This window comes from Acetobacter zythi (assembly GCF_963921165.1).
In the GTDB taxonomy this organism is placed as follows: domain Bacteria; phylum Pseudomonadota; class Alphaproteobacteria; order Acetobacterales; family Acetobacteraceae; genus Acetobacter.
In genome coordinates this window covers 66,301-89,607 of record NZ_CAWUEO010000048.1, presented here as the reverse complement: position 1 = coordinate 89,607, position 23,307 = coordinate 66,301, and the positions used below count along the sequence as shown (strand labels likewise).

21 protein-coding genes are annotated in these 23,307 nt (G+C 53.8%); 7 read left to right on the top strand and 14 right to left on the bottom strand.

Translation table 11 applies throughout. The annotated features are described in order from the left end of the window. Nucleotides 1–21: 21 nt before the first annotated feature. Nucleotides 22–1,986 (bottom strand): ParB/RepB/Spo0J family partition protein, encoded by a 1,965-nt coding sequence (locus AABE20_RS14200; protein WP_338333695.1) that lies wholly within the window; start codon nucleotides 1,984–1,986, stop codon nucleotides 22–24. A 363-nt stretch (nucleotides 1,987–2,349) separates the two neighbouring features. Here AABE20_RS14200 and AABE20_RS14195 point away from each other — a divergent pair, with 363 nt between their 5' ends. Continuing rightward, a complete protein-coding gene (locus AABE20_RS14195) occupies nucleotides 2,350–3,072 on the top strand; it encodes a hypothetical protein (protein ID WP_338333694.1) in 723 nt (240 codons plus the stop codon). Nucleotides 3,073–3,265: 193 nt separating this feature from the next. Here the strand turns inward: AABE20_RS14195 and AABE20_RS14190 are convergent, their stop codons facing one another. Continuing rightward, complete coding sequence (locus AABE20_RS14190) at nucleotides 3,266–4,240, bottom strand: phosphoadenosine phosphosulfate reductase domain-containing protein (protein ID WP_338333693.1); 975 nt, start codon at nucleotides 4,238–4,240, stop codon at nucleotides 3,266–3,268. A gap of 82 nt (nucleotides 4,241–4,322) precedes the next feature. Continuing rightward, nucleotides 4,323–9,452, bottom strand: a complete 5,130-nt coding sequence (locus tag AABE20_RS14185; RefSeq protein WP_338333692.1) for a DEAD/DEAH box helicase family protein — start codon at nucleotides 9,450–9,452, stop codon at nucleotides 4,323–4,325. Here AABE20_RS14185 and AABE20_RS14180 point away from each other — a divergent pair. From AABE20_RS14180 to AABE20_RS14170, 3 genes are all read left to right on the top strand, one after another. Further along, a complete protein-coding gene (locus tag AABE20_RS14180) occupies nucleotides 9,451–9,708 on the top strand; it encodes a hypothetical protein (protein WP_338333691.1) in 258 nt (85 codons plus the stop codon). The genes AABE20_RS14185 and AABE20_RS14180 overlap by 2 nt on opposite strands. A 125-nt stretch (nucleotides 9,709–9,833) precedes the next feature. Continuing rightward, the gene (locus AABE20_RS14175; RefSeq protein ID WP_338333690.1) at nucleotides 9,834–10,904 is read left to right on the top strand and encodes an AAA family ATPase; all 1,071 of its coding nucleotides are present in this window, start codon (nucleotides 9,834–9,836) and stop codon (nucleotides 10,902–10,904) included. Next, nucleotides 10,901–11,776 (top strand): ParB/RepB/Spo0J family partition protein, encoded by an 876-nt coding sequence (locus AABE20_RS14170; RefSeq protein ID WP_338333689.1) that lies wholly within the window; start codon nucleotides 10,901–10,903, stop codon nucleotides 11,774–11,776. The genes AABE20_RS14175 and AABE20_RS14170 overlap by 4 nt, the downstream gene beginning before the upstream one ends. Nucleotides 11,777–12,486: 710 nt before the next feature. Here AABE20_RS14170 and AABE20_RS14165 read toward each other — a convergent pair. The 9 genes from AABE20_RS14165 to AABE20_RS14125 all read right to left on the bottom strand — a co-directional run bounded on the left by AABE20_RS14165 (nucleotide 12,487) and on the right by AABE20_RS14125 (nucleotide 19,386). Continuing rightward, nucleotides 12,487–12,747: a site-specific integrase gene (locus AABE20_RS14165; protein ID WP_338333688.1), complete on the bottom strand. Its 261-nt coding sequence runs from the start codon at nucleotides 12,745–12,747 to the stop codon at nucleotides 12,487–12,489. Between the two features lie 430 nt (nucleotides 12,748–13,177). Next, nucleotides 13,178–14,020: an aminotransferase class IV gene (locus AABE20_RS14160; RefSeq protein WP_338333687.1), complete on the bottom strand. Its 843-nt coding sequence runs from the start codon at nucleotides 14,018–14,020 to the stop codon at nucleotides 13,178–13,180. Between the two features lie 18 nt (nucleotides 14,021–14,038). After that, entirely contained in the window at nucleotides 14,039–14,575 is a 537-nt protein-coding gene (locus AABE20_RS14155) for a D-alanyl-D-alanine carboxypeptidase family protein (RefSeq protein WP_338333686.1), read from the bottom strand. A 92-nt stretch (nucleotides 14,576–14,667) separates the two neighbouring features. Continuing rightward, the gene (locus AABE20_RS14150; RefSeq protein ID WP_338333685.1) at nucleotides 14,668–15,555 is read right to left on the bottom strand and encodes a LysR family transcriptional regulator; all 888 of its coding nucleotides are present in this window, start codon (nucleotides 15,553–15,555) and stop codon (nucleotides 14,668–14,670) included. 175 nt (nucleotides 15,556–15,730) lie between these two features. Further along, nucleotides 15,731–16,654, bottom strand: a complete 924-nt coding sequence (locus tag AABE20_RS14145) for a replication protein RepA (protein WP_338333684.1) — start codon at nucleotides 16,652–16,654, stop codon at nucleotides 15,731–15,733. A 605-nt stretch (nucleotides 16,655–17,259) separates the two neighbouring features. Further along, the gene (locus tag AABE20_RS14140; RefSeq protein WP_338333683.1) at nucleotides 17,260–17,442 is read right to left on the bottom strand and encodes a site-specific integrase; all 183 of its coding nucleotides are present in this window, start codon (nucleotides 17,440–17,442) and stop codon (nucleotides 17,260–17,262) included. A 6-nt stretch (nucleotides 17,443–17,448) separates the two neighbouring features. Then, complete coding sequence (locus AABE20_RS14135) at nucleotides 17,449–17,910, bottom strand: site-specific integrase (RefSeq protein WP_338333682.1); 462 nt, start codon at nucleotides 17,908–17,910, stop codon at nucleotides 17,449–17,451. 155 nt (nucleotides 17,911–18,065) lie between these two features. Next, nucleotides 18,066–18,449 carry a hypothetical protein gene (locus tag AABE20_RS14130; RefSeq protein ID WP_338333681.1) on the bottom strand — a complete coding sequence of 128 codons (384 nt, stop codon included), beginning with the start codon at nucleotides 18,447–18,449 and terminating at the stop codon, nucleotides 18,066–18,068. Next, nucleotides 18,421–19,386, bottom strand: coding sequence for an RNase A-like domain-containing protein (locus AABE20_RS14125; RefSeq protein WP_338333680.1), 966 nt, complete (start codon nucleotides 19,384–19,386; stop codon nucleotides 18,421–18,423). Before AABE20_RS14125 ends, AABE20_RS14130 begins: the two co-directional genes overlap by 29 nt. 499 nt (nucleotides 19,387–19,885) lie before the next feature. Between AABE20_RS14125 and AABE20_RS14120 the strand changes: the two genes are divergently transcribed. Further along, nucleotides 19,886–20,578, top strand: coding sequence for a type 1 glutamine amidotransferase domain-containing protein (locus AABE20_RS14120; RefSeq protein WP_062014974.1), 693 nt, complete (start codon nucleotides 19,886–19,888; stop codon nucleotides 20,576–20,578). Here the strand turns inward: AABE20_RS14120 and AABE20_RS14115 are convergent. After that, nucleotides 20,575–21,084 (bottom strand): MerR family transcriptional regulator, encoded by a 510-nt coding sequence (locus AABE20_RS14115; protein WP_338333679.1) that lies wholly within the window; start codon nucleotides 21,082–21,084, stop codon nucleotides 20,575–20,577. The genes AABE20_RS14120 and AABE20_RS14115 overlap by 4 nt on opposite strands. 95 nt (nucleotides 21,085–21,179) lie before the next feature. Here AABE20_RS14115 and AABE20_RS14110 point away from each other — a divergent pair, with 95 nt between their 5' ends. After that, the gene (locus tag AABE20_RS14110; protein ID WP_338333678.1) at nucleotides 21,180–22,016 is read left to right on the top strand and encodes an alpha/beta fold hydrolase; all 837 of its coding nucleotides are present in this window, start codon (nucleotides 21,180–21,182) and stop codon (nucleotides 22,014–22,016) included. Nucleotides 22,017–22,358: 342 nt separating this feature from the next. On the opposite strand, the gene AABE20_RS14105 is transcribed toward AABE20_RS14110, so the two are convergent. Continuing rightward, complete coding sequence (locus AABE20_RS14105) at nucleotides 22,359–22,796, bottom strand: hypothetical protein (RefSeq protein WP_338333677.1); 438 nt, start codon at nucleotides 22,794–22,796, stop codon at nucleotides 22,359–22,361. A 47-nt stretch (nucleotides 22,797–22,843) separates the two neighbouring features. Here AABE20_RS14105 and AABE20_RS14100 point away from each other — a divergent pair, with 47 nt between their 5' ends. After that, nucleotides 22,844–23,302, top strand: a complete 459-nt coding sequence (locus tag AABE20_RS14100; protein ID WP_025828369.1) for a MarR family winged helix-turn-helix transcriptional regulator — start codon at nucleotides 22,844–22,846, stop codon at nucleotides 23,300–23,302. Nucleotides 23,303–23,307: the final 5 nt, after the last annotated feature.

The window sequence follows — 23,307 nt, the reverse complement described above, 5'->3', positions numbered from 1 at the left end:
TTGATCTTGAACCGACCGCCGTCAGGCGGCGATCCGCACCACCTCAAGGTGGCTATTCAGATGGGCGTTGATCGCTGCCCGTGCATCAGAAGCAGAATCATCCGGCGCAAGAACCTCCCCTGCCTGTTCAAGTAGGGCAGCCTTCAGCGCAACCGTTTCATCGTCCTGACCTTCAGGCTCAGGAGCGGCATCTGTGTCGGGGTTTTCCAACGCAACCCTCTCGGCCTCGTCCGGCTCTTCCGGATCAGGGCCATTCAGTTCTTCCTCAACGGTGATCAGGTGATCAAATTCACCAGTCTCATCATCACCATCGTGGGAAGCTCCGAGAGAGGCTATCTTTTCGGCGGTGCGCTCCATGGCGGCCAGTTCCGCTTTCCATATCTCCGTGGCAGGCCCGAACCCGGCCTGCTTGGGCACCCAGCGGCCATCAGCCCCCACATGCGCCATGATGGCGGTACGCATCTCCTTGCCGGTGTTACGGGGCAGAAGGCTCAGCGCCTTACCCGCCTCCATGATGCCGGGCTTGCTGAAGCATTTGAGGAAGTCCTCAAAGGCCATGTTGGGCATCTGCGCATCGGCGTCGAACAGCAGCCCCATGAGTTGGGCCGTTACACCGCTGCCGCTATGCTGGCTGATCGTGCAGTTTGCAACGTTCTTGAGCACCGCAACGGCTTCCAGCCGCAGCAATACCGGATCACGGATCAGCACGCCTTCGGGGAAGAGGGTGGCCAGTGCGGTCTCCCGTCGGCTCATCTGGCCATAAGGCTCACGCTCGGGGGTATGCACGGTGACATTCTTGGCGCCAAGGGCCAGCAGCAAGGCCGCAACCAGATCCCACGGGTCAACATCCTCAACAACCTTGTCGAGCGCTGCGTGCAAGGCCTGTGTGCGGATCAGGCCGAGCATGGTTTGACCTGTGCTAGAAATTGCCGGCCGCTCTTTAGGCGCAGCAACGCTTGCGGGGGCGATGCTGCCCGGTGATGTGGTAACTTCCTGTTCTTCCTCATCCTTCGGTCGCAACGGGATTTCGTCAATCTTCAGGGTGTTGGGGTTGAGGAAGTACCCCATCACATCAGTCTCCTCAGCCTCCATCCAGTGCGGTAGACGGAGATAGCCCTCTGGGGTGGCCGCCCGTTCATACTCGCCCATTTCCAGCTTGACCCCGCCCTCGGGCAGACAATCAGCCAGCCACTGTTCCTGTGCTGCGGCATAAGCCGAACCATCCTCGGTAAAGCGGTTATCCTTCCCACCCTCGGCAAACAGGTCTTCGGTCCAGACCACGCCACAGGCTTTGGCCATGGCCTCATCAAAGCGGGCATCCACCGCCATATAGCGCGTCTGTTTCAGGAACCGGGCAAGCTCGCGCCAGGGCACGATGTCCTCGGGATCTTCAGCATTCAGACGATACTCTGCCGGGTCAGCATCGTCCTCGACCATATCCTCAAACATTTCGGCCCATGCCGCGCGCTGCTCTTCCACCGGAGCTGCGGCGATCACCTTCAGGTCGTTGAAGTCCGGGCCACGGCCCATGTCGATCGCGTGCAGGATCGGATCATGCAGACCCGCCAGAAGCGACAGGCGTTTCAGATAGGCTGGTGTGACCATCAGCGCGCGGGCAATCTGTGCGTCTGTATGCGATTTATCGCGACGGGCCTTATCGACAAAGCGCCATTGTTCGCTCTGCGTCATCGCCTCGCGGATGATGTTTTCGGAGCCAGCCGCAAGACCATCCAGTTTTTCGTCTGCGGATGTCACGATAACGTGCATTTCACGCATTTTCGCAAGGACGCAGGCACGGCGGCGACGATGGCCCGCCACAATCATCAACTGGCCGTCAGGCAGTTCGCGCACCAGTGGTGCCTGCAGAAGACCCACCACCTTGATGTTATGGGCAAGGCGTCTGTCTGCGGCGACATTAGGGGCCGATGTGCGAGGGTTTTCGGGATTGTCGAGAAGGGTTTTCGGATCGACGACGCGCAGTTCCATGGAGAGGCTCCTGATCATGGGGAAAACTGGCAGGCGATTGCGTCAGAGCTGATCTGCTCTTTTTTCAATCTCCTGATGTTTTCCGCGCGGTCGCAGCTTGGGCGGGCGGGCAAGGCCGCGCCGTCAGGCGCGCAACGCCTGGCGCTTGCGCGCCCGCCCAAGCTGTGGCAGACGTTCTTGCATTTTTATTTCTCGGTTATGTTTTGTTTAAGCCTCTTGTGGGTTGTTAGATCAAGTTTTTCAAATTCTTAAAAAGGATGTCGCCTTTCGCGCACTTTCTGTAAAATCGGCTGCGGCAAAGTCAAAACTGATATAAGCTTCAGAGATTAGATCTTTCTTCATAAAAGAAGGCTTTCAGTGCTTATGTTCCGTTTTTCCTACACCAGCAAACATGGTAATTTTTCTTTTTTCTACAGCAAAAATATAATTTTCAAGATTGGGTTGATGTTTATTGGCGGGGGGTTTGCATTATTAAATACACCGCTGTGGATGTTTTTTGTTGCTTTCGCAGCTAGCAAGGCTGGTCTAAATATAGATGTATCAACCAACTACTATCTTTCAGTTATACTGATTACTATTGGAATTATGTTAATAGCCTTTAAGTTTTTGTATCTGAATAAACGGAATAGGTTTATAGAAAACGACAAAAAAATGATCGATCGGTCACCTGTGGAATTTAAAAAAATACTGGCTTATTTTGAGCAACTTCAAAAAGATCATTCTTATTATTCCAGTATGGATGATACATTTGTTCAGGCATACAACCAATTTCACAACACTAACCAATCCCTCCAAGATAAGAAGTCGAATTCCCTATTCCGCGCATTTTATAATGACGCAATAGAGTTACATTTTTTCGTTCAGAGGTATTTTTTCCCGTTTCCAGAAAGTTTACACTACTCCTCTGACTGCAAATATTGCTTGCTTCCAGATCATAACATAGATCGGGCCATGCTTTTCCATGATATCGATAAAAGTAGAGAATATGAAAAAAGAGCAAATGAACTTAAATCTCTGGTTCAAAAGACAGAAACATCTTACAACTCTTTTATCAATCGTCTTAGAATCTTAGGTTATATTCTCTAGTCACAGGAATAATATTATTTATGGACGGAGTGACTACGAAGCGTGAACAGTATTTCGATGAAACCACTTATTCCTTAATCAGCTTTCACCATCGTGGACGCGCCTTGTAACGTAGAGTTTTGTCTCAGCCTTCGGCAGACAGCTTTATTGAACAGCATATGCCAAAGTCACGCCCTTTCATCAAAAAAATGGCCTATCCCGGCCCCGCACTTTCCCCAAACGCTCCAGCGGGCAACACCCAGCGTGTAGTGACAACCGGCCCGTGCCACTGGTGTTCCAGTGCACGGGCGACCAGATCCGGCCTTGCCAGTGCCGCCGCATAAACCCGCCCCCTGTCTGCAAACTGATGAAGCCCGCACTCGCGCTTCATGGTGCAACCAAACGTCTGCTCCAGCACAGCCAGTGCGTCAAAACGCTCGGGCATGATGTGCCGCAAAGTTGCGGCCTGATCCACACTCATGAACACGCATAGCGCACAGGAGAGCCGCCCGAAACCAAGCTGGTAAGGAAGGGCCGGGATGATGCCATACCTTTGCAGGATGGCCCAGATTTGTGCTTCGCTCCATGTATGGACCGGCCTGTAGTGATCAACATGCCTGCACCTGCGCCGACTGTCGCGTGTGTCCGTGCGATGCGGGCCAAACACCGCGTAACGGGCTCGGTTCGGACTTTCCTCGGCGCGCTCCCCGGTCACGAACAGCGTGCGGCTTCCCAAAAACCGATCCTGTGCCCGCAAGGCCATGTCGGCCACATCGATCTTGGCGGTCGCACTGCAATAGCGCGTGCTGAGGCTGGCACTCACCTGCGGGAACCGCAGGCGAGTACCGACAGGGCCGGCACCGCCTCGGCGCACCAGCCCTGCGGGGGTCTCACACAGCACGGGGGCTGTCGGCAGACCATTGCGCAGGATCTCGCCTTTCAGGCCACCATCGCGCCATGACAGGTAACAGGGTATTTCAAAGTGGTTGGCCAAGGCGTGGACATAGGACGTGGTGGAAGGCCAGTCCATGAAGGAAGGCCCCTGCCCATCCACATCATGATGCCACAGCTCCATGCGTTCCACCGGCGCACCGCAGTCCAAAAGATGCAGCAAGGTAGCGATACTGTCCTTGCCACCGCTACAGGCGACAATAATCCGGTCATAGCTGATGAACTCGTTCCGCTCCATTCCCCGGCTCCTTTGAGGGCGTGTCATCCATACCTGTTCCCATTGTGCCGCCCGAAGTTGTTAAGCCGGACGGCAGTGTGGATCAGGCTGCGTCCCTGAGAGCGTTGGGGCCATCGTCCTCCTCTGTAATGGGGGGAATATCATCGTTGGCCGGAGCCTCCTCCTCACCTTCCCTGCTGGTAGCGGCAAGATCGGCTTCCAATTCAGCCAGTGCATTCCGCTTCTCATCGAGCAGCGCCTGATCACGGAACGGCACACCCAGCCGGGCCTGATAGGCGGGCAGCCGTCGTGCGGCCTCATCACGGGTTTTCTGGGTGTCGGCCAGTTCCCCATCAAGACGCAGCACGAGGTTTTCGATGCGCGCGATCAGTCCCAGAGGTTTCGTGTCCTGATCCACGGTAATGTCCACCGTTCCATGCGCGAACGCCACGGACAGCCCCGCGTCAGTCACCACCCTGTCCTCAATGAAGCGTTGCCGGTTGATGGCATCCAGCGTCACGGCAAACCCACCAATCCGCCCCAGCATCCACCGACCTTCCTGCGCGTTCCTGACCGCCAGACGGAGCTGGGCCAGCAGGAACGCCCCCGCCTTCTCACGCTCGGTGATCACACCGCGTTCGGTCTCAAAACTGAAAGCCTCACCACGCGTGGCGACACGGGCCGCCAGATCAGCCTCGATCAGCGGGATCCGTGCCTGCGCCCATGCGATCTCGCGCTCAGCCTGCTGGACAGCACGACGCACAGCGAACTGGTCATCGTAATGGGCCGCATAGAGGCGTTCGAGCCGTGCGAGTTCAGCCTCCAGACCGGCTTTCTGCATGAGCCGCATATCACCAGAGGCCAGCGCCTTGGCCATGGCGAACTGGTTGCCATCGCTATCCAGATCTTCCACACGCCGGATGGACCGATCACCAGACATGGCCATGGCGATGAAGCGCAGCTTGCGTTCAAGCAGCTGCCAGTTGGTAGCATCCACAGACCCTTCCTGCGCATAGGCGTAAATCCGTATTTCGGGATTCTGGTTACCCTGTCGCTCGATGCGCCCTTCGCGCTGGATGATGTCGGAGACCAGCCACGGCACATCCAGATGGTGTAGAGCCAGAAGCCGCTGCTGGGCATTGACCCCCGTGCCCATGGTCTGGGTGCTGCCAATCAGGATACGCTTACGGCCTGCATTGAGGTCGCCGAACAGACGCTGCTTGGCTTCGGCCTTCTTGTAGTCCTGCATGAAGGCGATCTGCTCGCGCGGCACCCCCATGCGCACCAGCTCGTCACGCATCCACAGATAGGCGGAGAAGCCCCGCTTGCCTTGTGCTCCCACGGTGCCCAAATCCGAGAAAATCATCTGCACCGCACCGGGCTGGGCGTAGGGCTGGCCAGTCTCGGGATTGGTGTACCGGTTCTGGGCACTCTCTTCCCAGATGGAGAAGACGTTGCGGATCATCAGATCGAGCTTGCTGTCCTCCCCCTCCCCTGCCCGGCCCCAGCCGACAAAGCGCAGATCAAGAGCCGCATGACGGGCGTCCCCCATGACGGAAAGCAGGATGTCATCCCCTTTCTGGGGTTTGCCCTTGCGACGTTCGATCGCGGTGATCCGCTCGGCCAGCGTCTTCTGATAGGCACGGAAGCGGGCATGAACTGGTGCCACCACAATCTGGCGGTGCCCACCGCGCACGGCTGGCAAATTGACATAGCGACGCAGATCGTCCTGCTGGACCACATCGGCGAAGTCACGATAGAGCGCCATGAGGTCAGCGACATTGACGAACTCGGTAAAGCGCGTGACGGGCTTGTAGAGGCCACTGGGTTGCAATTCGAGTTCGGTCCGGGTCTCTCCGAAATTGGCGGCCCATGCGTCAAACTCATGCAGCCCACGACTACGCAGGGCATCAAGAGCCATGTAGCGCTGGACCGAATACAGCTCGCCCAGTGTGTTGGTGATCGGGCTGCCTGATGCCAGCACCAGCGCGCGACCGGGATTGATCTGCTCCAGATACCGGGCCTTGACGAACAGATCCCACGCGCGTTGCGAGCCTTCTGGGGCCACCCCCTTGAGATCGCCCTGATTGGTGGCAAAGCTCAGTTTGCGGAACTGCTGGGCCTCGTCCACGAGGATCTGATCAATCCCCAGTTCCCCCAGATGCAGCATGTCATCCTTGTGGGTCGCCAGCCCTTCGAGCTTCGCCTCCATGGTTTCCTTCATGTGCTCGATGCGCTTGCGCGACAGCCGGTCGTCTTTATTCATTTCGCAGAGCAGCGTGTCATAGGCCTCGATCTGCTCGTCGATCATCCCGCGCTCAAAGGCGGCCTCCACCGCGATGAATTTGAAGGCGTCATGGGTGATGATGATTGCATCCCAGTTCCCAGTGGCTGCGCGGGCCAGAAACCGCTGACGTTTGGCTTTTGCAAAATTCGTCTCATCCGCGACAAGGATTTTGGCTGTCGGGTAGAGCATCAGGAATTCACGGGCCATCTGGGCCAGACAATGCCCTGGCACGACGATCATCGCCTTGCTGATCAGCCCCAGCCGCTTCTGCTCCATGACGGCGGCGCACATGGAGAAGGTTTTGCCCGCCCCCACGGCATGGGCGATGTAGGTGCTGCCCGCGGCAATGATCCGCCAGATCACCCGCTTCTGGTGTTCGCGCAGGGTGATGACCGTGCTTGCACCGGGCAGCCGGAGATGATCACCGTTGAATGTACGCGGCACGAGATTGTTGTAGGTGTCGTTATACAGCCGCACCAGCCGGTCAGCCCGCTCGGCATCCTGCCAGACCCAGTTCTGGAACGCCTGTCGGATGGCTGCGAGCTTCTCCTTCGCCGCTTCGGTTTCCTGCGTGTTCAGCACCCGGCTGTCGTTGCCGTTTGAATCCCTGATCGTGTCCCAGATTTTTGGAGAAGCCTGTGTGAGTGCGTCCTCCAGTAGCTCCCCGGCATGACGGCGTTCCGTGCCCCAGACCGAGGTCGCTTCGGCGCGCCCCAGAAAAGCACGTTTCTCGACGCTCCAGCAGGCCACCTCGGCGGTATGGTGGATGACAGCCTCAACCCCCAGCACCTCGCGGGTGAAGGCCATGATGTCGCTCACTGGCAGCCAGGGCGCACCCAGACGGGCGGTAATGTCGGATGGCCTCAGATCCTCGGGCTGGGCCCGTTCCAGAGCTGCCGCCGTGCGGGCAAAACGCGGGTCGCGCTGGGCTGCGTCACGGGCTGCCGCAAGCTTGGTGCGCACGGTTCCTGAAAGCAGTTCGTCTACTGCCACCCACACATCGCGCCCCGGGCACGAAGCCTCGGGATCGAGATAGACGGCCTCGCCCAGTGCGTTCAGGGCTGCCTCTACGGTGCAACCCGTCAGCTCGGCGATCAGAGGCAGATCAACACGACCCGCGTCATGCAGGCAGACCGCCAGCGCGTCATGAGCGGAGTGGATTTCGGGCTCGACCGGCGCATGGATGACGCGCTCGGTAAACAGCGGCCCCGGCCGGGCTGTCTGTGTCGCCTCGTCATACTCTTCAATGGAGGAGACCAGCCAGACATCGGGATCATCATAGAACGGCTGGAGGTTGGGCCTGCGGCGGCTTTCGGTTTCCTCACCAGTGGTGGCGTTAACCCGGACCGTGGTGTTGGTGAGATTGATCGGCCCGAACTGGCGGGTAAAACTCAGCCACGCCTGCCGCAGCCGATGCTGGTGCCGCCCAAAGGGCTGATTGTCCATCTGGGCGCGCAGCACAGCCTTTGCCGCGTCCCGCACCGGGATCAGCGCTTCAATAATGCGCGCATGTTTCTGGAACAGACCTTCTTTTTGGTCACCCTTGCGGATGGGCACTTCCTGGCCGGCACCACCAATGATCTGATGCAGGATACGGTTGTGCAGATAGTAGCTGCCTTCCTTCAGGTCAGCGCCTGATGCCGCGGTGCCCACGCGCAGGCCATCCAGTTCTGGCCGCGTAATGCGCTGTTCAACAGGTGGAAGAAACCGGCTCTCGGGGGCAATACGGGCCAAAGCTTCCGGCAGAGCAGCGTGAAGGTCCACGCCCGATACCGGCAGGCAGCAGTAATCAAGTCCGAACTGGCTGCTGGCCCAGCCATGCCGCCCCAGAACCTGAGCGGGGTTGTCGAGGAAATAGCGGTTGATGCTCAGCGGACCACGGCCTTCATCGCTGTCTGGCACGGTCCCGGTTTCCAGCCAGCCCTGATCACCGGGCAGATCGCCGATCATGCGCTTGCGGAACACCAGCAGATCAAGCACGACTTCGGTACCGGCATCCGCACTCATTGCCCCTGCGGGCAGACGCACGGCCCCCAGCAGGTCAGTGTCTTCGGCGATATGCTGACGGGCCTTCTGGTCAGCCTTGTCCAGTGTATGGCGGGACGTGACAAATGCCGCGAAGCCGCCTGGGCGCAGGGCAGCGATTGAACGGGCGATAAACCAGTCGTGGAGACTGAACCCCCGCAGCTCACGGTGATCCGCTGCATTGACCTGGCGGTTGGAGAAGGGGGGATTGCCGATCGCCAGGTCATAGGTGGTCGCCAGAACGGCCTTTGTGAAGTCTTCGCGCCTGATCCACTGTTTAGGGAAGAGCTTGCGGGCAATCCGTGCGGCAATGCTGTCCATCTCAATACCCGTGAAGGCGATCTGACCTTCGAGACGCTCGGGCCTGAGGGCAATGAACTGGCCAACACCACAGCCGGGTTCCAGGACTGACCCACCCTGAAAGCCACGCTTCATGAGCATGTCCCAGATGGCGGTGACGATATATTCCGGCGTGTAATGGGCATACTGGGTGGAGCGGGCGAGGGCGGCATGATCCGTCTCGCTGCAGGCAGCCTCCAGAGCCTTGCCGAGACTTTCCCACCCTGTGCGGTAAGGTTCTCCCGCACGGGGGAAAAGGGCGTTGGCCAGTTCACCCGCCCCAAAGCCAATGAAACGGCTCAGCACAGCCTGCTCGTCGGGGGTTGCATTACGGTCTTCGGTTTCAAGCGTTCCCAGCAGCTTGATTGCCGCAATATTGTCCCGCGCACGGTCTTTCCAGCTGGTGGCAAGGTCACGGGTGCCCATCAGGCGGAAATCGGTCTGGGGGATGACCAGTGGGGTTTCTGCGACGGGGGAGGGGAGGGGGCTGTCTTCGCCTTCAAGCTCACCCCAGAACAGGTCTGCAGCACCACTGAGGGAAGAGGAAGAGAACAGGCTGAGCTGATCATCGAACAGGGACATGGAAGGCTCCGGACAAACGCCGAACGCCGCCTGCGTCTGGGACGAGGCGGCGTTCGGGGAGGATGGACAACGGCAGGGAAGGGAACTGATCGCTGTGTTGCGTCAGATTTTCTTCTGCATGCTGTCTCCGGAACCGGGCATGGGTGGCGCGGGCAAAGGCGGCGCCTGCGCCGGGATCGGGCTGGCTTCAGACAGACCGACCCACCCTTTGCGCGCGACGCTCAGGGCTGGTCGGGGTTTTATTTTTTATCTTTAGTGTTCTGACGTCAGAACACCCACCAGACCGTCAACCTTTGTTATTATGGGTTGACGTTTTTATGTTGACCTATTTGATTTGATAGTGTTAGCGATATGCATCATCACCGATGCGAGAATACCTCAATGACAAAGAGTGAGTGGCTACGGGAGTCCCGAGAGCATCTCGGATTATCACAGACAGATTTACGTAATTTGTTAAATACGGCGTTGAATCGCTCATATGACAAGTCACGAATTAGCCGTTGGGAAAATTCTAAAGAGAATATTCCGGCCGAAGTGATTAAGCAGATTGAGTCATTGATGGCGACACGAAAAAAAAGAGCTAAGGTAATAGCTCTTGCCAATCAAAAAGGTGGTGTAGGCAAGACTACAAGTTCTCTTAACATCGCAGCAGCTTTAAGACGCGTGGGGCGACGCGTCCTGTTGATTGATTTAGATCCTCAAGCATCCGCTTCGGATTGGCTACTTGGGCCTAAAGGGTTAGATTATTTTCGAGAAGGTAGGTCAATATACCATAATCTTCTCAATGATAGGCCTATTGAAGAGTGCATTATCAAAACAGAAGAAGAAGAAAATCTTCAGCTCGCAGGTTTTGATCTAATTTCTAGTCACATTAACCTGGCAGAAGCCGATAGTCGTCGCGAGCCCGGCTTTGAGCATGCATTAGCTGAGAATTTAGACAGGGTGGCTAATGATTATGAATTTATAATCATTGATGCCCCTCCCAATTTGGGGCTCATGACCTATATGGCCCTTGTCGCAGCAGACGTGGTGATTGTGCCGGTTCAAACTGAGCCGCCTGACGCAATGGGTGTCGCATTGCTATTATCAACAGTGCAGAAAATACAGAGGCGACTGAATCCGCAGCTTCGAGTTGGTGGCATTTTACCTACCAGATACAACGGCAGACAATCTGTCGACCGCGAGGTTTTGCATCATTTGATCCAAAGCACCGCAGGTACAGCAATTGTGCTGGAACCAATTCCAGAAAGTGCTGTGTATGGCAATGCAGCGTGGAGTGGAGTGATCGCTGTTGATGCCTCTCCAAAGGCAAAAGCCGTCGGTCCATATGTTCGCCTATGCTCTGCGCTTGCAAACGAAACTCCTTTACCTATGGCGCTGCTGAATTTGGATGATGACGTTCAGGATGATGAAGATACTGAAAAAACGGAAGGTAGGAGGAGCCGGGTATGAATAATAAAATGACTAAACGTAGGCCTCCATCGCCACTAATGAGCTCCATGGGCGCTCGTGTTCAGGATATATCTACAGCCTTTGTTTCTTCCTCATCTGACGTCAAACACAGCTTTGAAGTTAATGTGGATGATTTAGAAATTGACCCTAAGCAATCAAGAAAAATCTTTAATGACGAAGCCTTGCTAGAATTAGCGGAGAGCTTAAAGATTTATGGCCAGCTCACTCCTATTTTGGTCAGAAAAAAAGAGGGAGTCCGTGGCAAATGGGTGCTTGTCGCAGGAGAGCGACGGCTGAGGGCAGCCAAGTTAATCGATATGCCATATTTGTTGGCTATTGAGCGTGACACTGACTCAGATGTTGTTTCTCTTATTGAAAATTTACAACGTGAGGACTTGAAGCCCGTAGAAGAAGCAATAGGTTTGAAACTACTTTCTGAAAATAGAGGCTGGTCTCAACGGGAGCTTGCCAGAAATGTGGGGAAAGCCGTTTCCCATATAAATGGCATGCTTTCCGTTGCCAAACTGCCGTCTGATTTCCTTGAAAAGGTAATACACGTAGATCATGTAATCTCGCGAAACGTGTTGATTGAAATTGCTCGAGTAACGGATGCCACTATCCAGAATGAGCTTTGCAAAAGGGCATTAGCAGGTGATCTTACGATTTTGGCAATACGTGAAGCAGTCGCCAGGGGAGGGGAGAAGAAGCCTGTCGTAAAGGAGAGCAATAAACAAGAGACGTTCTCAATTAAACCAATAGAAAAAGCGATTTCGAATCTCTCTCTGCAGAATATTCCAAGTCTTTCAGAAAACGAAATAGAATCATTAGTAAAGCTTAGAATCTTAATCGACAAGATATTAGAAAATAGTTGATTTAATGCCGCGTATATTAAATTACGCGGCATTAGTTATAATCGTGAAACCACGTGTATATTCTCGATGTAACGGCAGTAGTGACGGATGAAGTGTGACCCCAGTTACCTTATCGACTTCAATTTTTACCTCTGGATACGCTGAAACGGCGGCTCTCAGCGCGTTCTTGAAGGGTGTGCGGAAATGTTTCCGTTGTTTAATGCCACCACCAAATTGGTCATACAATGCAGTCCAAGAAATTGGAGTTGGCTTCCTCAAACTTCGCATCCGATAAGCAAGTCTGACGATAATATTCCTGCTTTAGAGAAAATGTCTCCACCGCTTTTGGTTGCCCAAAAGAACATTAAACTACATGCGCTTTCCCCCCCACGCGGAGAGGGGTTGGGAGTGTCGTGTGGATCGGCAGGGTAATAATTATGAGCGTGGTCACTTAACCCCTCACCATACCAGCTTGGTGTTCTGATGTCAGAACACCAACGTGTCACTGATTTAGAGCATGTCCATTAAAAGGGTCTCCCAGTTCGAGGTAATCGCCCAGCGCTGCATACGTTACGTGTCGTGCAAGGCGCTTGAGTTTGACGGGGTGTGCTCCACCATCCATCCCGGTTGTAAGCGTCCCCCCGTTCCAGGCTGTGACCTCCAAAAGTCTTTCCATCCAGCCCGGCAGCACTGGCACGGCTCTGAATGCGGGCGATCTCAACGCTTTTGCCTCATCTGTCTCCCTTAGACTGGGAAAGGGTGACAAGCAGGCTTTTACTGACCAAGGTTACGTGGCGAATATCGATGCTGGCCAGTTCAGAGCGCCGGAATACGCCATAAAACCCCATGAGGAGTAAAGCCCTGTCCCGCATCCCAGATAACTTGCTCAGGTCTATTGCATTGAAGATCGTTGCCAGAACGTCCTGTGTCGCCGTGGCCTTGCGGCGCGGTGTAAAGCCATCCCTTGCGGCCGTGCGTCTGATCCCGGTCATGGTTTCGCCAATAGCAGCGTCAGTCGTGGGTACGGCACAACCAGCTAGACGGTGGAGATATGTGATTGCGGTCCGTCGCAACTCCAATGTCGAGGGCGCAAGACCATGACGATCAGCCTAGGCACACCATGCCCGGACACCGGAACGATAGGCTTTACGTGTGTTATCTGCCTTAGCCTGCAAAGCATAGGCTGAGGCACTATCACGCGAGGTTTCAAGTGAGCCATCGCGTTGAGGAACGGCTTTTCCTGGAGAGGCGTCAAACCATCGGATAATGGTGCCCGGCGTCTGGCCCACAGGGGAGGGGAGGGGAGGGGGGCGTGTCAGACTGTGCGATAGTGTCTCTGTGTGTTTGCCTGTAACGGGCCAGAAAATACGGAACTGAATTGCCCCGGGTTTTGTGGAGGCAAGCTCCTGTTCCACACAGGCTTCAGTCGTTCATATAATTGCAGTATAAACGCTGAAGCGTGCGTGTGATTGGCCCGATTTGGCCATTGGCAATTGAGACGCCATCAATTGTAAGAACTGGTGCGATCAAGTAGGTCGCGCTGGTCACGAAACACTCTGTTGCCGTCGCAAGTTCAGCACGTTGGATCGGACGCTCCTCAATAGAGAAACCTGCTCCCCTTGCCAGATCCAAAATACGCTCACGCGTACATCCTGCCAGCAGTCGATTGGACAAGGGCCGCGTCACAAGCGTTCCATATGCATCCACCAAAAACACATTTGAGGATGCCCCTTCCGTAATCCCCTGTTCGTCGTAGAACAACGTGTCGGATACATCATTAGCAAGGGCATCACGTTTGGCCATAACCTGTGGCATCAGCATGGTCGTCTTGATGTCGCGGTGGAGCCAGCGAATATCTTCTCGCAGTTGGACATGAATACCCTCGCGAAAGGCAGAGGTCTGTTCAAAGTCAGAAGCCTGCGCCAACATCAGAAGTGTGGATCGTCCCTCAGGACGGATCGTGAAATTACGCGGAGATACGCCGGATGTTACCTGCAGATAAACCAGCCCCGTTGTGACATCATTTTTTCCCAGCAGTTCTTTCATTATACTGTCCAGATCCGCTCTTTCGGGAGGAGGTGCTATACCGCATGCGGCAAGAGAGCGGTCCAGACGAGCGAGATGCGCTGGGGCATCAACGAATTTTCCATTTACAGCAATACAGACTTCGTAAACGCCCTCTCCAAATGTGAAACCTCGATCAAAAGGGGAAATACGCGCATCTTCAGCACGGACATATACGCCATTGAGAAAAACAATAGACATGTTCAAACCTTCCTCATCTCATAGGGAGAATGCGTTACCTTGAGGACAATTTCTAAGGGATAGCGCCCACCCGTTGGGTGAACTGAAATAACTGTCGGCCAGCCCGATGCTCCGGTCCTCCTTGTTCATCAATGCGACAAACACATTGAGACCGCCGGGAATACTCGCAGTCAGAGCGTAAGTGGCATCGTTTCCTGAGACAGCCAGCATCCCCTTGAGAAGATTTTCAACCGAGACAGCTTCGCCTGCACGGAGGAACATTGTCGTACCGTGCCATATCTTCCACACTGATGGGCTGACTGTGATGACTTGCTCCAGCCTCATTTTTCCTTGGTCAATCAGATCGAAGGTCACATAGGCTGTCATGACCTTTGTCATGGAAGCCGGAGCTATCGGGCGATCCGCATTTTTTTGCATTAAAATACGACCGACCGAAACGTCTTCAACCAAGGCCACCGGCGCGCTTGCCTGGAAGGTTTCAGCGTGACTGCGCGAGACATCGATAAGCAAGCCTAAGCTAAGGCAGAGCATGACAGCTTTTACTTTACTCAACACGATGGCTCGGCCCGCTCGTTTCCGACAATACTCAGGCCTGCCTAAAGGAGCCACGACACTGCGTCCAATGCCGCTTCAGTCTGGACTATTCTCTATTTGCATAAGGCGATCTGCTGAGACGCTTGCCAGACCTGTTCGACAACCGAACGTGTATGTTCTGCTTTGCGATACAGTCGGATTTCCAGAGGAATTTCTTTCCCCAAGGCAATCATCTCATGGGTTGCGAGGTCTTTTTCGATCAGACTTCTGGGCAACCATGCCCATCCGTGCCCTGCCAGAACCATCTTCCTGAGCCCTTCTGCCATGGCATTTTCATTCACATGCCGAACAGTATCAGGCCCGTAGGGTAGAACGGCCAGCGCTTCCTGACACTGGCATATCTGGCCGAGGAATGAGTTCGGACTATAGGTCAGCAAGGGAGATAGGGAGCTGGACTGAGGCTCCTGTAAAGGAAGACGAACAGGAACAAGAAAGTCCTGAGCAACAATACAATGAGGAAACTGGTTTGGATGAAGAAGCAGAGGAACAGCTTCATGATAAAAGGTCAGAAAAAAATCATAGGAACCGTCGACGATAGCGGCCATGCAGTTATGAAAATCATCTGGCAACAAGCGGCTACCACATTGTCCGATGGACTTTTCGATTTCAGAAAGCCATTGAGGGAAAAACGTAACCGATAACGTGTGCAACGCTGCCACGGCTATGGTTGGTACATCATTCTGCGAAGACGCCGTCAGCGATGCACGACTCTGGAGAAGATTACGAAGGGTCTCTTCTGCCATTTCCCGGAAGCGACGCCCTTCTGGCGTTAAAGTCGTAGGGAAGCAGCTGCGATCGAGTAATGGCACCCCCACCCATGTTTCCAGAGCCTGGATGCGACGACTGAAGGCCGACTGCGTTATATGACGCTCTTCCGCTGCGCGTGAAAAACTCTGCAAACGCGCTAGCGTGATGAAATCTTCAAGCCACTTGATGTCCATAGTATTCTTTTATGATGAATTCTATTTTTAACAAATGGTTCCATCGAGAAAAGCTTGAATCAGAAATAGCCGCTGTTGATTCCAAAATACAGGATATCAGGGGACTCTTGGGGGATTTAGTAGAGTAACTGGCTGACCACAAAAATACCCCGCTAGAGTCCCCATAGTGCGAACTCTAGCGGGGTATCCCGTGAATCTTAGGGGCAATGGGCGCCCTAGACGGATGTAAGATAACACCAGTTTTTGTAACTTCGGTTTTAGCTGCAGGATATACAGCTAGCGCTATTTTCAAGTTGTCTATGAACTTCGGTCTGAAATGGTCTAATCGCACGACACCAGCACCAAACTGGGCTTTCAAAGCAGACCATGTGATTGCTGTTGGTCCTTTCAATGCGTGAAGCCGATAAGCAAGCCAACAGTAAATGTCGAGCGCTTGGCTATGCCCGTTTAATGCGCGGATCGCAGCTTCTTCGATCGGAATTGGATGTTTTTGCAGTTGATCGTAAAATAGTTCGGAAAGCTTCGCTCGTTCCAGGAACTGTTGTTTCCCGTTATCTTTATGATCATCCGTAAATATCGCGGCGTCCACAATATTTTGATTGATCAACCCGCTAGAGTTCCCAGATTGGAAATGAAACGAGATTCGGCATCTGAAAATTCGCTCGGCTTGCTCTTTAACGTCTTTAATAGATTTTCCACCTTGGGGAATGCCCATTCTCTTGAGCCAGTCTCTTAGCGATTTTCCTAGTTCAATTTCTCTATTCTGGGTTTTTATGGCTTCTGTTTGTAGGTAAAGCATGATTAATCGTGCTTTACTACCGTAGGGTACGCCTACAGATACTGGATTTGCACCACGTACTGCCCGACGACCGGGTTCGACAATCATCACTGCTCTGTCTGTTTCAATTTGCCAGACAAGATCGTCAGCCAAGCGTTTATGAGGCAACCCTACATGGGCGAACCCGCTATATAGAAAGCCAATACCTGTATCTTCATAAGCCATATAGTCAGCGGCAATTTCGATGATCTTTCGATCTTCGTCAAAGGACAGAGCCCCTTGTTTACCGTGTTGTTCTATGAGCTTGTGAATGGTTCCCACTAGAGAACTCCTTTGAGCAGGATTGCTGAACATTAGCAGTAATTTTGCGCTTGAGAAGTGGGAACTTTAGCGGGATGGCGTGGTGTGAGGCGCGCTAATATTTGGAGTATTATTAAAATATTAGTTTGTCACGCCAGAGTTCTCGGGGTAACTTCAAAAAATCAGGAATATCCGGCATTTATATCCGCTAGAGTTCCCAGACAATCCCGCTAAAGTTCCCATTTTTCTCCGCTAAAGTTCCCGGGGATCCGCCAGAGTCCTCGGGATAATCTAGACATTTTTCCCTCTAAAGTTCCCACTTTAGTTTCAAAGGGGACGTCACCCATCCGAGTCTCTGTGACTGCTACTGTGTCTGAGCCGCTTTGCTGTTTAAAGCCGTGAAATCTATATAACTTTGTTCTGGGAACTCTAGCGGGTCAGTGGTTTCTACCTTGATGAATCATCAGACAGATTTATTTTTGAATTAACGGTTTAACGCATGTTCTTCAAAAGGATCACCAGCTCCAGGTAATCACCCAGCGCTGCATACGTTGCGTGTCGTGCAAGGCGCTTGAGTTTGACGGGGTGTGCTCCAGCATCCATTCCGGTTGTAAGCGCACCCCGTTTCAGGCTGTGCCCCCAAAGGTTTTTCCATCCAACCCGGCAGCACTGGCACGGCTCTGGATGATCCCGGCGATCGACCGATCTGTCAGGGGCTGCTGCCCAATTTCACGACCATTTCCGTCAGAGGCAGCTGTGCTTTCCTTACGGACGCGGCGGAAAATAGGACCAACCTGTATGCCAGACACGGCTAGTCAGGCTCCGTATGCCTTTACCGGACAATACTGATCATAGGTGTAAGGGAAGGCGATCTCCTCCCCCTTGCCTTGTCTATCACCCTTTGACTGGGGAAGGGTGACAAGCAGGCCTTTACTGACCAAGGTTACGTGGCGAATATAGATGCAGGCCAGTTCAGAACGTCTGAACGCACCATAGAATCCCATAAGGAGTAGAGCCCGATCCCGCATCCCAGATAACTTGCTCAGGTCAATCGCACTGATGATTTTTGTCAGAACATCCTGCGTTGCAGCGGCTTTGCGGCGCGGTGTAAAGCCATCCCTTGCAGCGGTGCGCCTGATCCCGGTCATGGTTTCGCCAATAGCGGCGTCAGCGGTGGGAACGGCGCAACCTGCCAGATAGTAATAACGAAAAATCGCCTCCTCGTTGCCGAGCAACGGCGTTGTTTGCGGAAAAAAGTCGGTTTTCGGGAAATTCAACCGCGTCGATGTCCGACATGAGGGCGGTGGCTGCCTATCTGCTCTCTTATCATTAAGCAGACAGGAAGCTTAGGGGGGAGCGGAAAGTCTGTTTCTGGAACATCAACACATGAAAGCAGACATTCTGTATGTTGGTGTTGGTAAATGCCTCTCTCCTATACGTCGGGGTCAATCTCTCTTCCCGCCTGCACTTCGGGGTCGTTTTCAAAGGCATGTAGAACAGCTGACCAGAATGCCCGCAGGTTAGAAAAACTGCCCCAATTCGGTGGTTCCTCAGGGGCAACGGTTGGAATTATGCCAAGGACAGCCTCACTGACGGACTCGATATCTGCATCACTGCCAGCCAATAAAGTTCTTAATTCGCTAATTGTTTGCCATTTGAATGACAAAACCCGCGTTTGTGGTTCATCCTGTATAACGTCACGTAACGTATCGCCAAAGGTATCGGCATCTTCGCCGAATGCCCCGCAGCCGAGGTCAGCCAGACGAGGAAACAGGTCGAGAATATCATTAGTGGTATAGTTTAACAGTTTGGACATAGTAAATCATTCCATTGTGTTCTTTTTTGATAATTGTCACGCGGATACGTCGAGCAGTTTTGCGCAAACGATCACTGTTTTTGATAACGACAGCTCCGTTGCTCGAGAAATATCCTTCAACCTCTGTCTTGGTTCCGGTTCTGGCCTTCGTGAGCCACTCATCAATCTTGGAGGCGTTATCCCTGAGTACTTTGTGAATAACACGTTCGGCCTCTTCCTTCGAAGTGAAGAATGAAACGGCAGGGTGTTTTTCCTTCATAAACCGCCGCTCGATATATTCATCGGTTGGATCGACATGTTTTCGTAGCACATGGCCACCCGCCTTGTGATTATGTGGGGGTGCCTCATGGTGGTTGAGATTGAACCACTTCTGTCGATGGGGGGAGAGAAGGTTCTGGTTGGTGGGTGATCTTGGAGGCTGTGGGGTGTAAGGCGAAGGCCGATGGAAGTGCTCCGTCGTGATGTCGGCATGCCGGAAGGTCAGCTTGCCTGCATCCGCCGATGCCACGCGAATGGCCCGGGTGGCTGCGAAAGACCCTGCCGCATGCAGTAGGCCGCCGGGGATCAGGGCATCTGCGACCGCACCTGCCAGACCCGCAACGGCGGGGGACGCATGCGCCCTCAGCGCTGCACTACGAACCGCACGTTCAGTCTGGGTTTGGGGTGGTGTGCCTGTATTCCACGCCCGTCGTCCGGCGTTCATCATGTCAATGCCGTGAGCGGTAAGGGCAATACCGGCCATTTTACTGAGTACCGGCTCTGGCGCGCCCAGCAGGCCAGTGGCCCCAACCATTTCCGCCGCCCCGAAGCCGATCGTGGCTAGCCCTTCGGCCCGGTTGATTGTTTGCTGGCTCGGCAGATAACGTCTGACAATGCTGACGAGTTGATGTTCGCTCATGACAAATGTCAGAGCGGGATGCTGGTTGGTATTCGGCATGGCGTGTCCTGAGAACGCAGACACATAAAAAGCCCGCTTGTGAGGGCGGGCTTTACGTGTCGCACGGGGTGATCCCCGCCGTGACTTATGACAGGGCGTTTTTTGAGAGGATCATGATTTGTGGGGGAGTCCGGATCAGTGAACATCACTATCAGAACTATATTTCTAATGTAGCAAATACTGCGCGCGGATACCAAATGGAAAATAGGGTGGCAGAACTCTAACAATGTCCGATTTTGCGAAATTTTCAGCCACCCGCGAATGTCCAACATGAGGGCGACTACCGCCTGTCTGCTCTCTTAATCATTAAACAGACAGGGGGGGGATGCGGAACGTCCGCTATAGGCATTGAGTAGTCAGAAACAGACACATCATCGATGACTGTTCTGATCTTAACGTTGAAGTCAGATTTAATGTCAAACAGCATCTTGACCTTAAAGCAGGCTCAAACGTTACAGCAGGAAGGGGGGAGCACCCTGCCACACGAAAGGGGCCAGTCATGAACCGCCGTATCCTTCACGTTGTCACCAACATCGCTCATTTCGACAGTCCCGTGCATCCTACCGGGTTGTGGTTATCGGAACTGACACATGCCTGGGATGTGTTCGCCGCTGAGGGGTATGAACAACATATTGTCAGTCCCCGGGGCGGGAAGGTTCCACTTGAGCCCAAAGCTTTGAAATGGCCCATGTGCGATCAGTCGGCCAAGGACTGGCTAAACGATCCGGCGAAAATGGCCTTGCTGGACGCTACGCGGAGTCCTGATGATGTACGACCCGAGGATTATGACGCGATCTACTTTACCGGGGGGCACGGTGTGATGTGGGATTTTCCGGACAGTGAAGGTCTTCAGACCATCACCAGGGCAATCTGGGAAAAGGGCGGCATCGTATCCACTGTCTGCCACGGTTACTGTGGACTTTTGAACACCCGACTTGCGGATAGCTCTTTTCTGGTCTGCGGACGAAAGATTACCGGGTTTTCATGGACCGAGGAGAGACTGGCGGGTGTCGCGCGCGAGGTCCCCTATAATGCGGAAGCGCAGGTGAAGGCACGGGGCGCGATATATGAAAAGGCAATCCTGCCGTTTATGTCTCATGTCGTGACGGATGGACGACTGGTGACGGGACAGAACCCTTTTTCTGCCAGAGCGACAGCAGCGAAAGTCGTAGCTCTTCTGGGACGATCTTAAGGGAGGGCAGCCTTTTTACGAGGGCCGGAATTTACCGACTGGCGGCGGTCTGTCTTGTCCAGAAGGCGTATATCGTCTGAAGTGACGGTCAGGTCTCCGGGAGGCTCTGTAATGATATTTGTCAGGACACGATGGGCATTGGCTGCACAGTCCATGTCAGCAGGCCGTGCCTGAATATCTTCGATCAGGTGAAGCAGATGAACCTTGCTCTGGGCCAGGCGAGCCTGAAGGGCTTCAATATCCGCCACCTTACGAGTCAGAGCGTCCATCAGTGCGGTATGATCCCAATGTGCCAGATCAGAGGGCAGTAAGACGCGGATTTCGTCCAGCGTAAATCCCGCTCGCTGCGCCATTGTAATGAGGCCCAAGATCATCATGGCCTGCGGTGGATAGGTCCGGTAGCCATTGGGACGACGATCGACCGTTTTCAACAGGCCGATGCGCTCATAAAACCGGATTTTAGACGTTGCAAGACCGGTTTTCCGGGCTAGATCTCCAATCTTCATCTTCAGTCTTCTATTGTAAATTCACCTTGACGTTGAACTTATGTTCAACGTTAGCGTCTGAGCAATATCAGTTCTGAATGCGCAGGAGAAGTACCATGTCCTTCGTCACGACATCTGATGGCGTAGAGATTTTCTACAAGGACTGGGGGCCAAAGGATGCCCAGCCAATTGTTTTCCATCATGGATGGCCGCTGAGTGCCGATGACTGGGATGCGCAGATGCTGTTCTTTCTGAGCAAGGGGTTTCGCGTCATTGCGCATGACCGCCGCGGTCATGGACGCTCGACACAGGTGAGCGACGGTCATGACATGGACCATTACGCGGCCGATACTTCGGCTGTCGTCGAGCATCTTGATCTGAAAAACGCCATCCATGTTGGGCATTCAACAGGCGGCGGACAGGTGGCCCGCTATGTCGCAAAATATGGGCAGCCTCAGGGACGTGTCGCCAAAGCTGTACTTATCAGTGCAGTTCCGCCTCTGATGGTGCAGACAGAGCGCAGCCCTGAAGGCGCCCCGATCGCAGTGTTTGATGGACTGCGAGCTGGACTGGCAGCCAATCGGGCGCAGTTCTTTCTCGATGTCCCCACAGGTCCGTTCTACGGTTTCAACCGCTCTGGCGCCGAGATTTCCGAAGGGACGATCCGTAACTGGTGGCGTCAGGGCATGATGGGGAGTGTGAAGGCCCATTATGAAGGGATCAGGGCGTTCTCCGAAACGGATCAGACCGAGGATCTGACGGTCATTACCGTGCCGACGCTTGTACTGCAGGGCGATGATGATCAGGTCGTACCATACAAGAATGCGGCAATTCTTCAGGACAAGCTGCTTCGGAACAGCACGTTGAAGATCTATCCCGGCTACCCGCATGGCATGCACACGACACATGCAGACGTCATCAATGCCGATATCCTGGCGTTTATTACCGGCTGAAGATCACGGCATGAGGATGTGATGTCATAGGGTTAGGTGAGAGAGATTTCATCTCTTCACCTACCTTGTCGTGAAGTCAGCCCTGCAATGTGGCCGAGCTGAAATATGGAGTGAACGTCGGCTTTACGAAAATATCTCTGACGGGTGGAATGTCTTGAATGAAGGCGGAAGCCGCCAGTCTGCTTCGAATTCATGAGCCGACCAGCAGAAATTGGGGGACGGAGAGCAGAAGGGCCGGCTCTGGGACAGTGGCGCGAACACCCGACATCAACTCATAATCGGGATAAAGTCATTAGCTAGGTTGTTTCAGATATGCTGACGCTATTTACGTGTCAGCATTCATCAGGGTCGAGTCATGCGTAGTCCATCACGAAAATTCATACCGAGAAGCGCAAGGTTGGTTGATCCCGCCAGTAGTTCAATCAACTGAACACCATAAAATAACCAGTCGAATTTTAATTCAGACGCACGGAGCGCAAGGAAAAATGCACAGGGGACAAGGATACAGACACCATTGATCCCAATGACACGCATGCGTTTGAATTTCGTGAGCGCCAGACCGCGTGGCGCTGTCCCTGTTGTCCGGTATCCAGACAAGCTTGTGAGAGCAAGGCAGGGAATGAGAACCAGCAATCCCCACAGAATGGCGTGCTTGGTTGCAGCCATGGTCTGAGGATCTCCATATAGTTCTGCAATGATGGAAGCTGTCATGAAACTGGCTATGCACAGAATGGCCATCGCTCCTGTCAGAGGGTGGATACGACGGAGAAGCTTCTGCATGTTATCGTCCTTGCGCCGATGAACCCGGGAGATTTATATAGCTAGCCATGAATAAAGATAGCAAGCCATATAAATGGCAATCCCGAGAACAATCGCTTGGCTATATGGTCAACTGGGCAGCGAGACTTTTTGCGCGTGAGATGGACGAAGCCTTACGGCCATTTGGCCTCATGTCGGGACAACTCCCCGTAATTTTTGCCCTCGCCGATGGAAAGCCGCAGCCACAGCGGGAACTGGTGCGTCTCGCTGCGGTAGAGCAGTCCACCATGGCAAAGACTCTCGCACGGATGGAACGAGATGGACTGATTCAGCGCACTCCAGACCCGAATGACCGGAGAAGTGCCTTGATATCATTGTCTTCTTCGGCGGCGAACAGATTGCCAGATATCTCTGCTGCCGTTGCAGCAATCAATGCCAGAAGTCACATGCATCTGACGGTGGAAAACGGTGAATTACTGCTGAATCTGTTACGTCAAGTTATCAACAACCTCACGAATAACGAATGACAAAT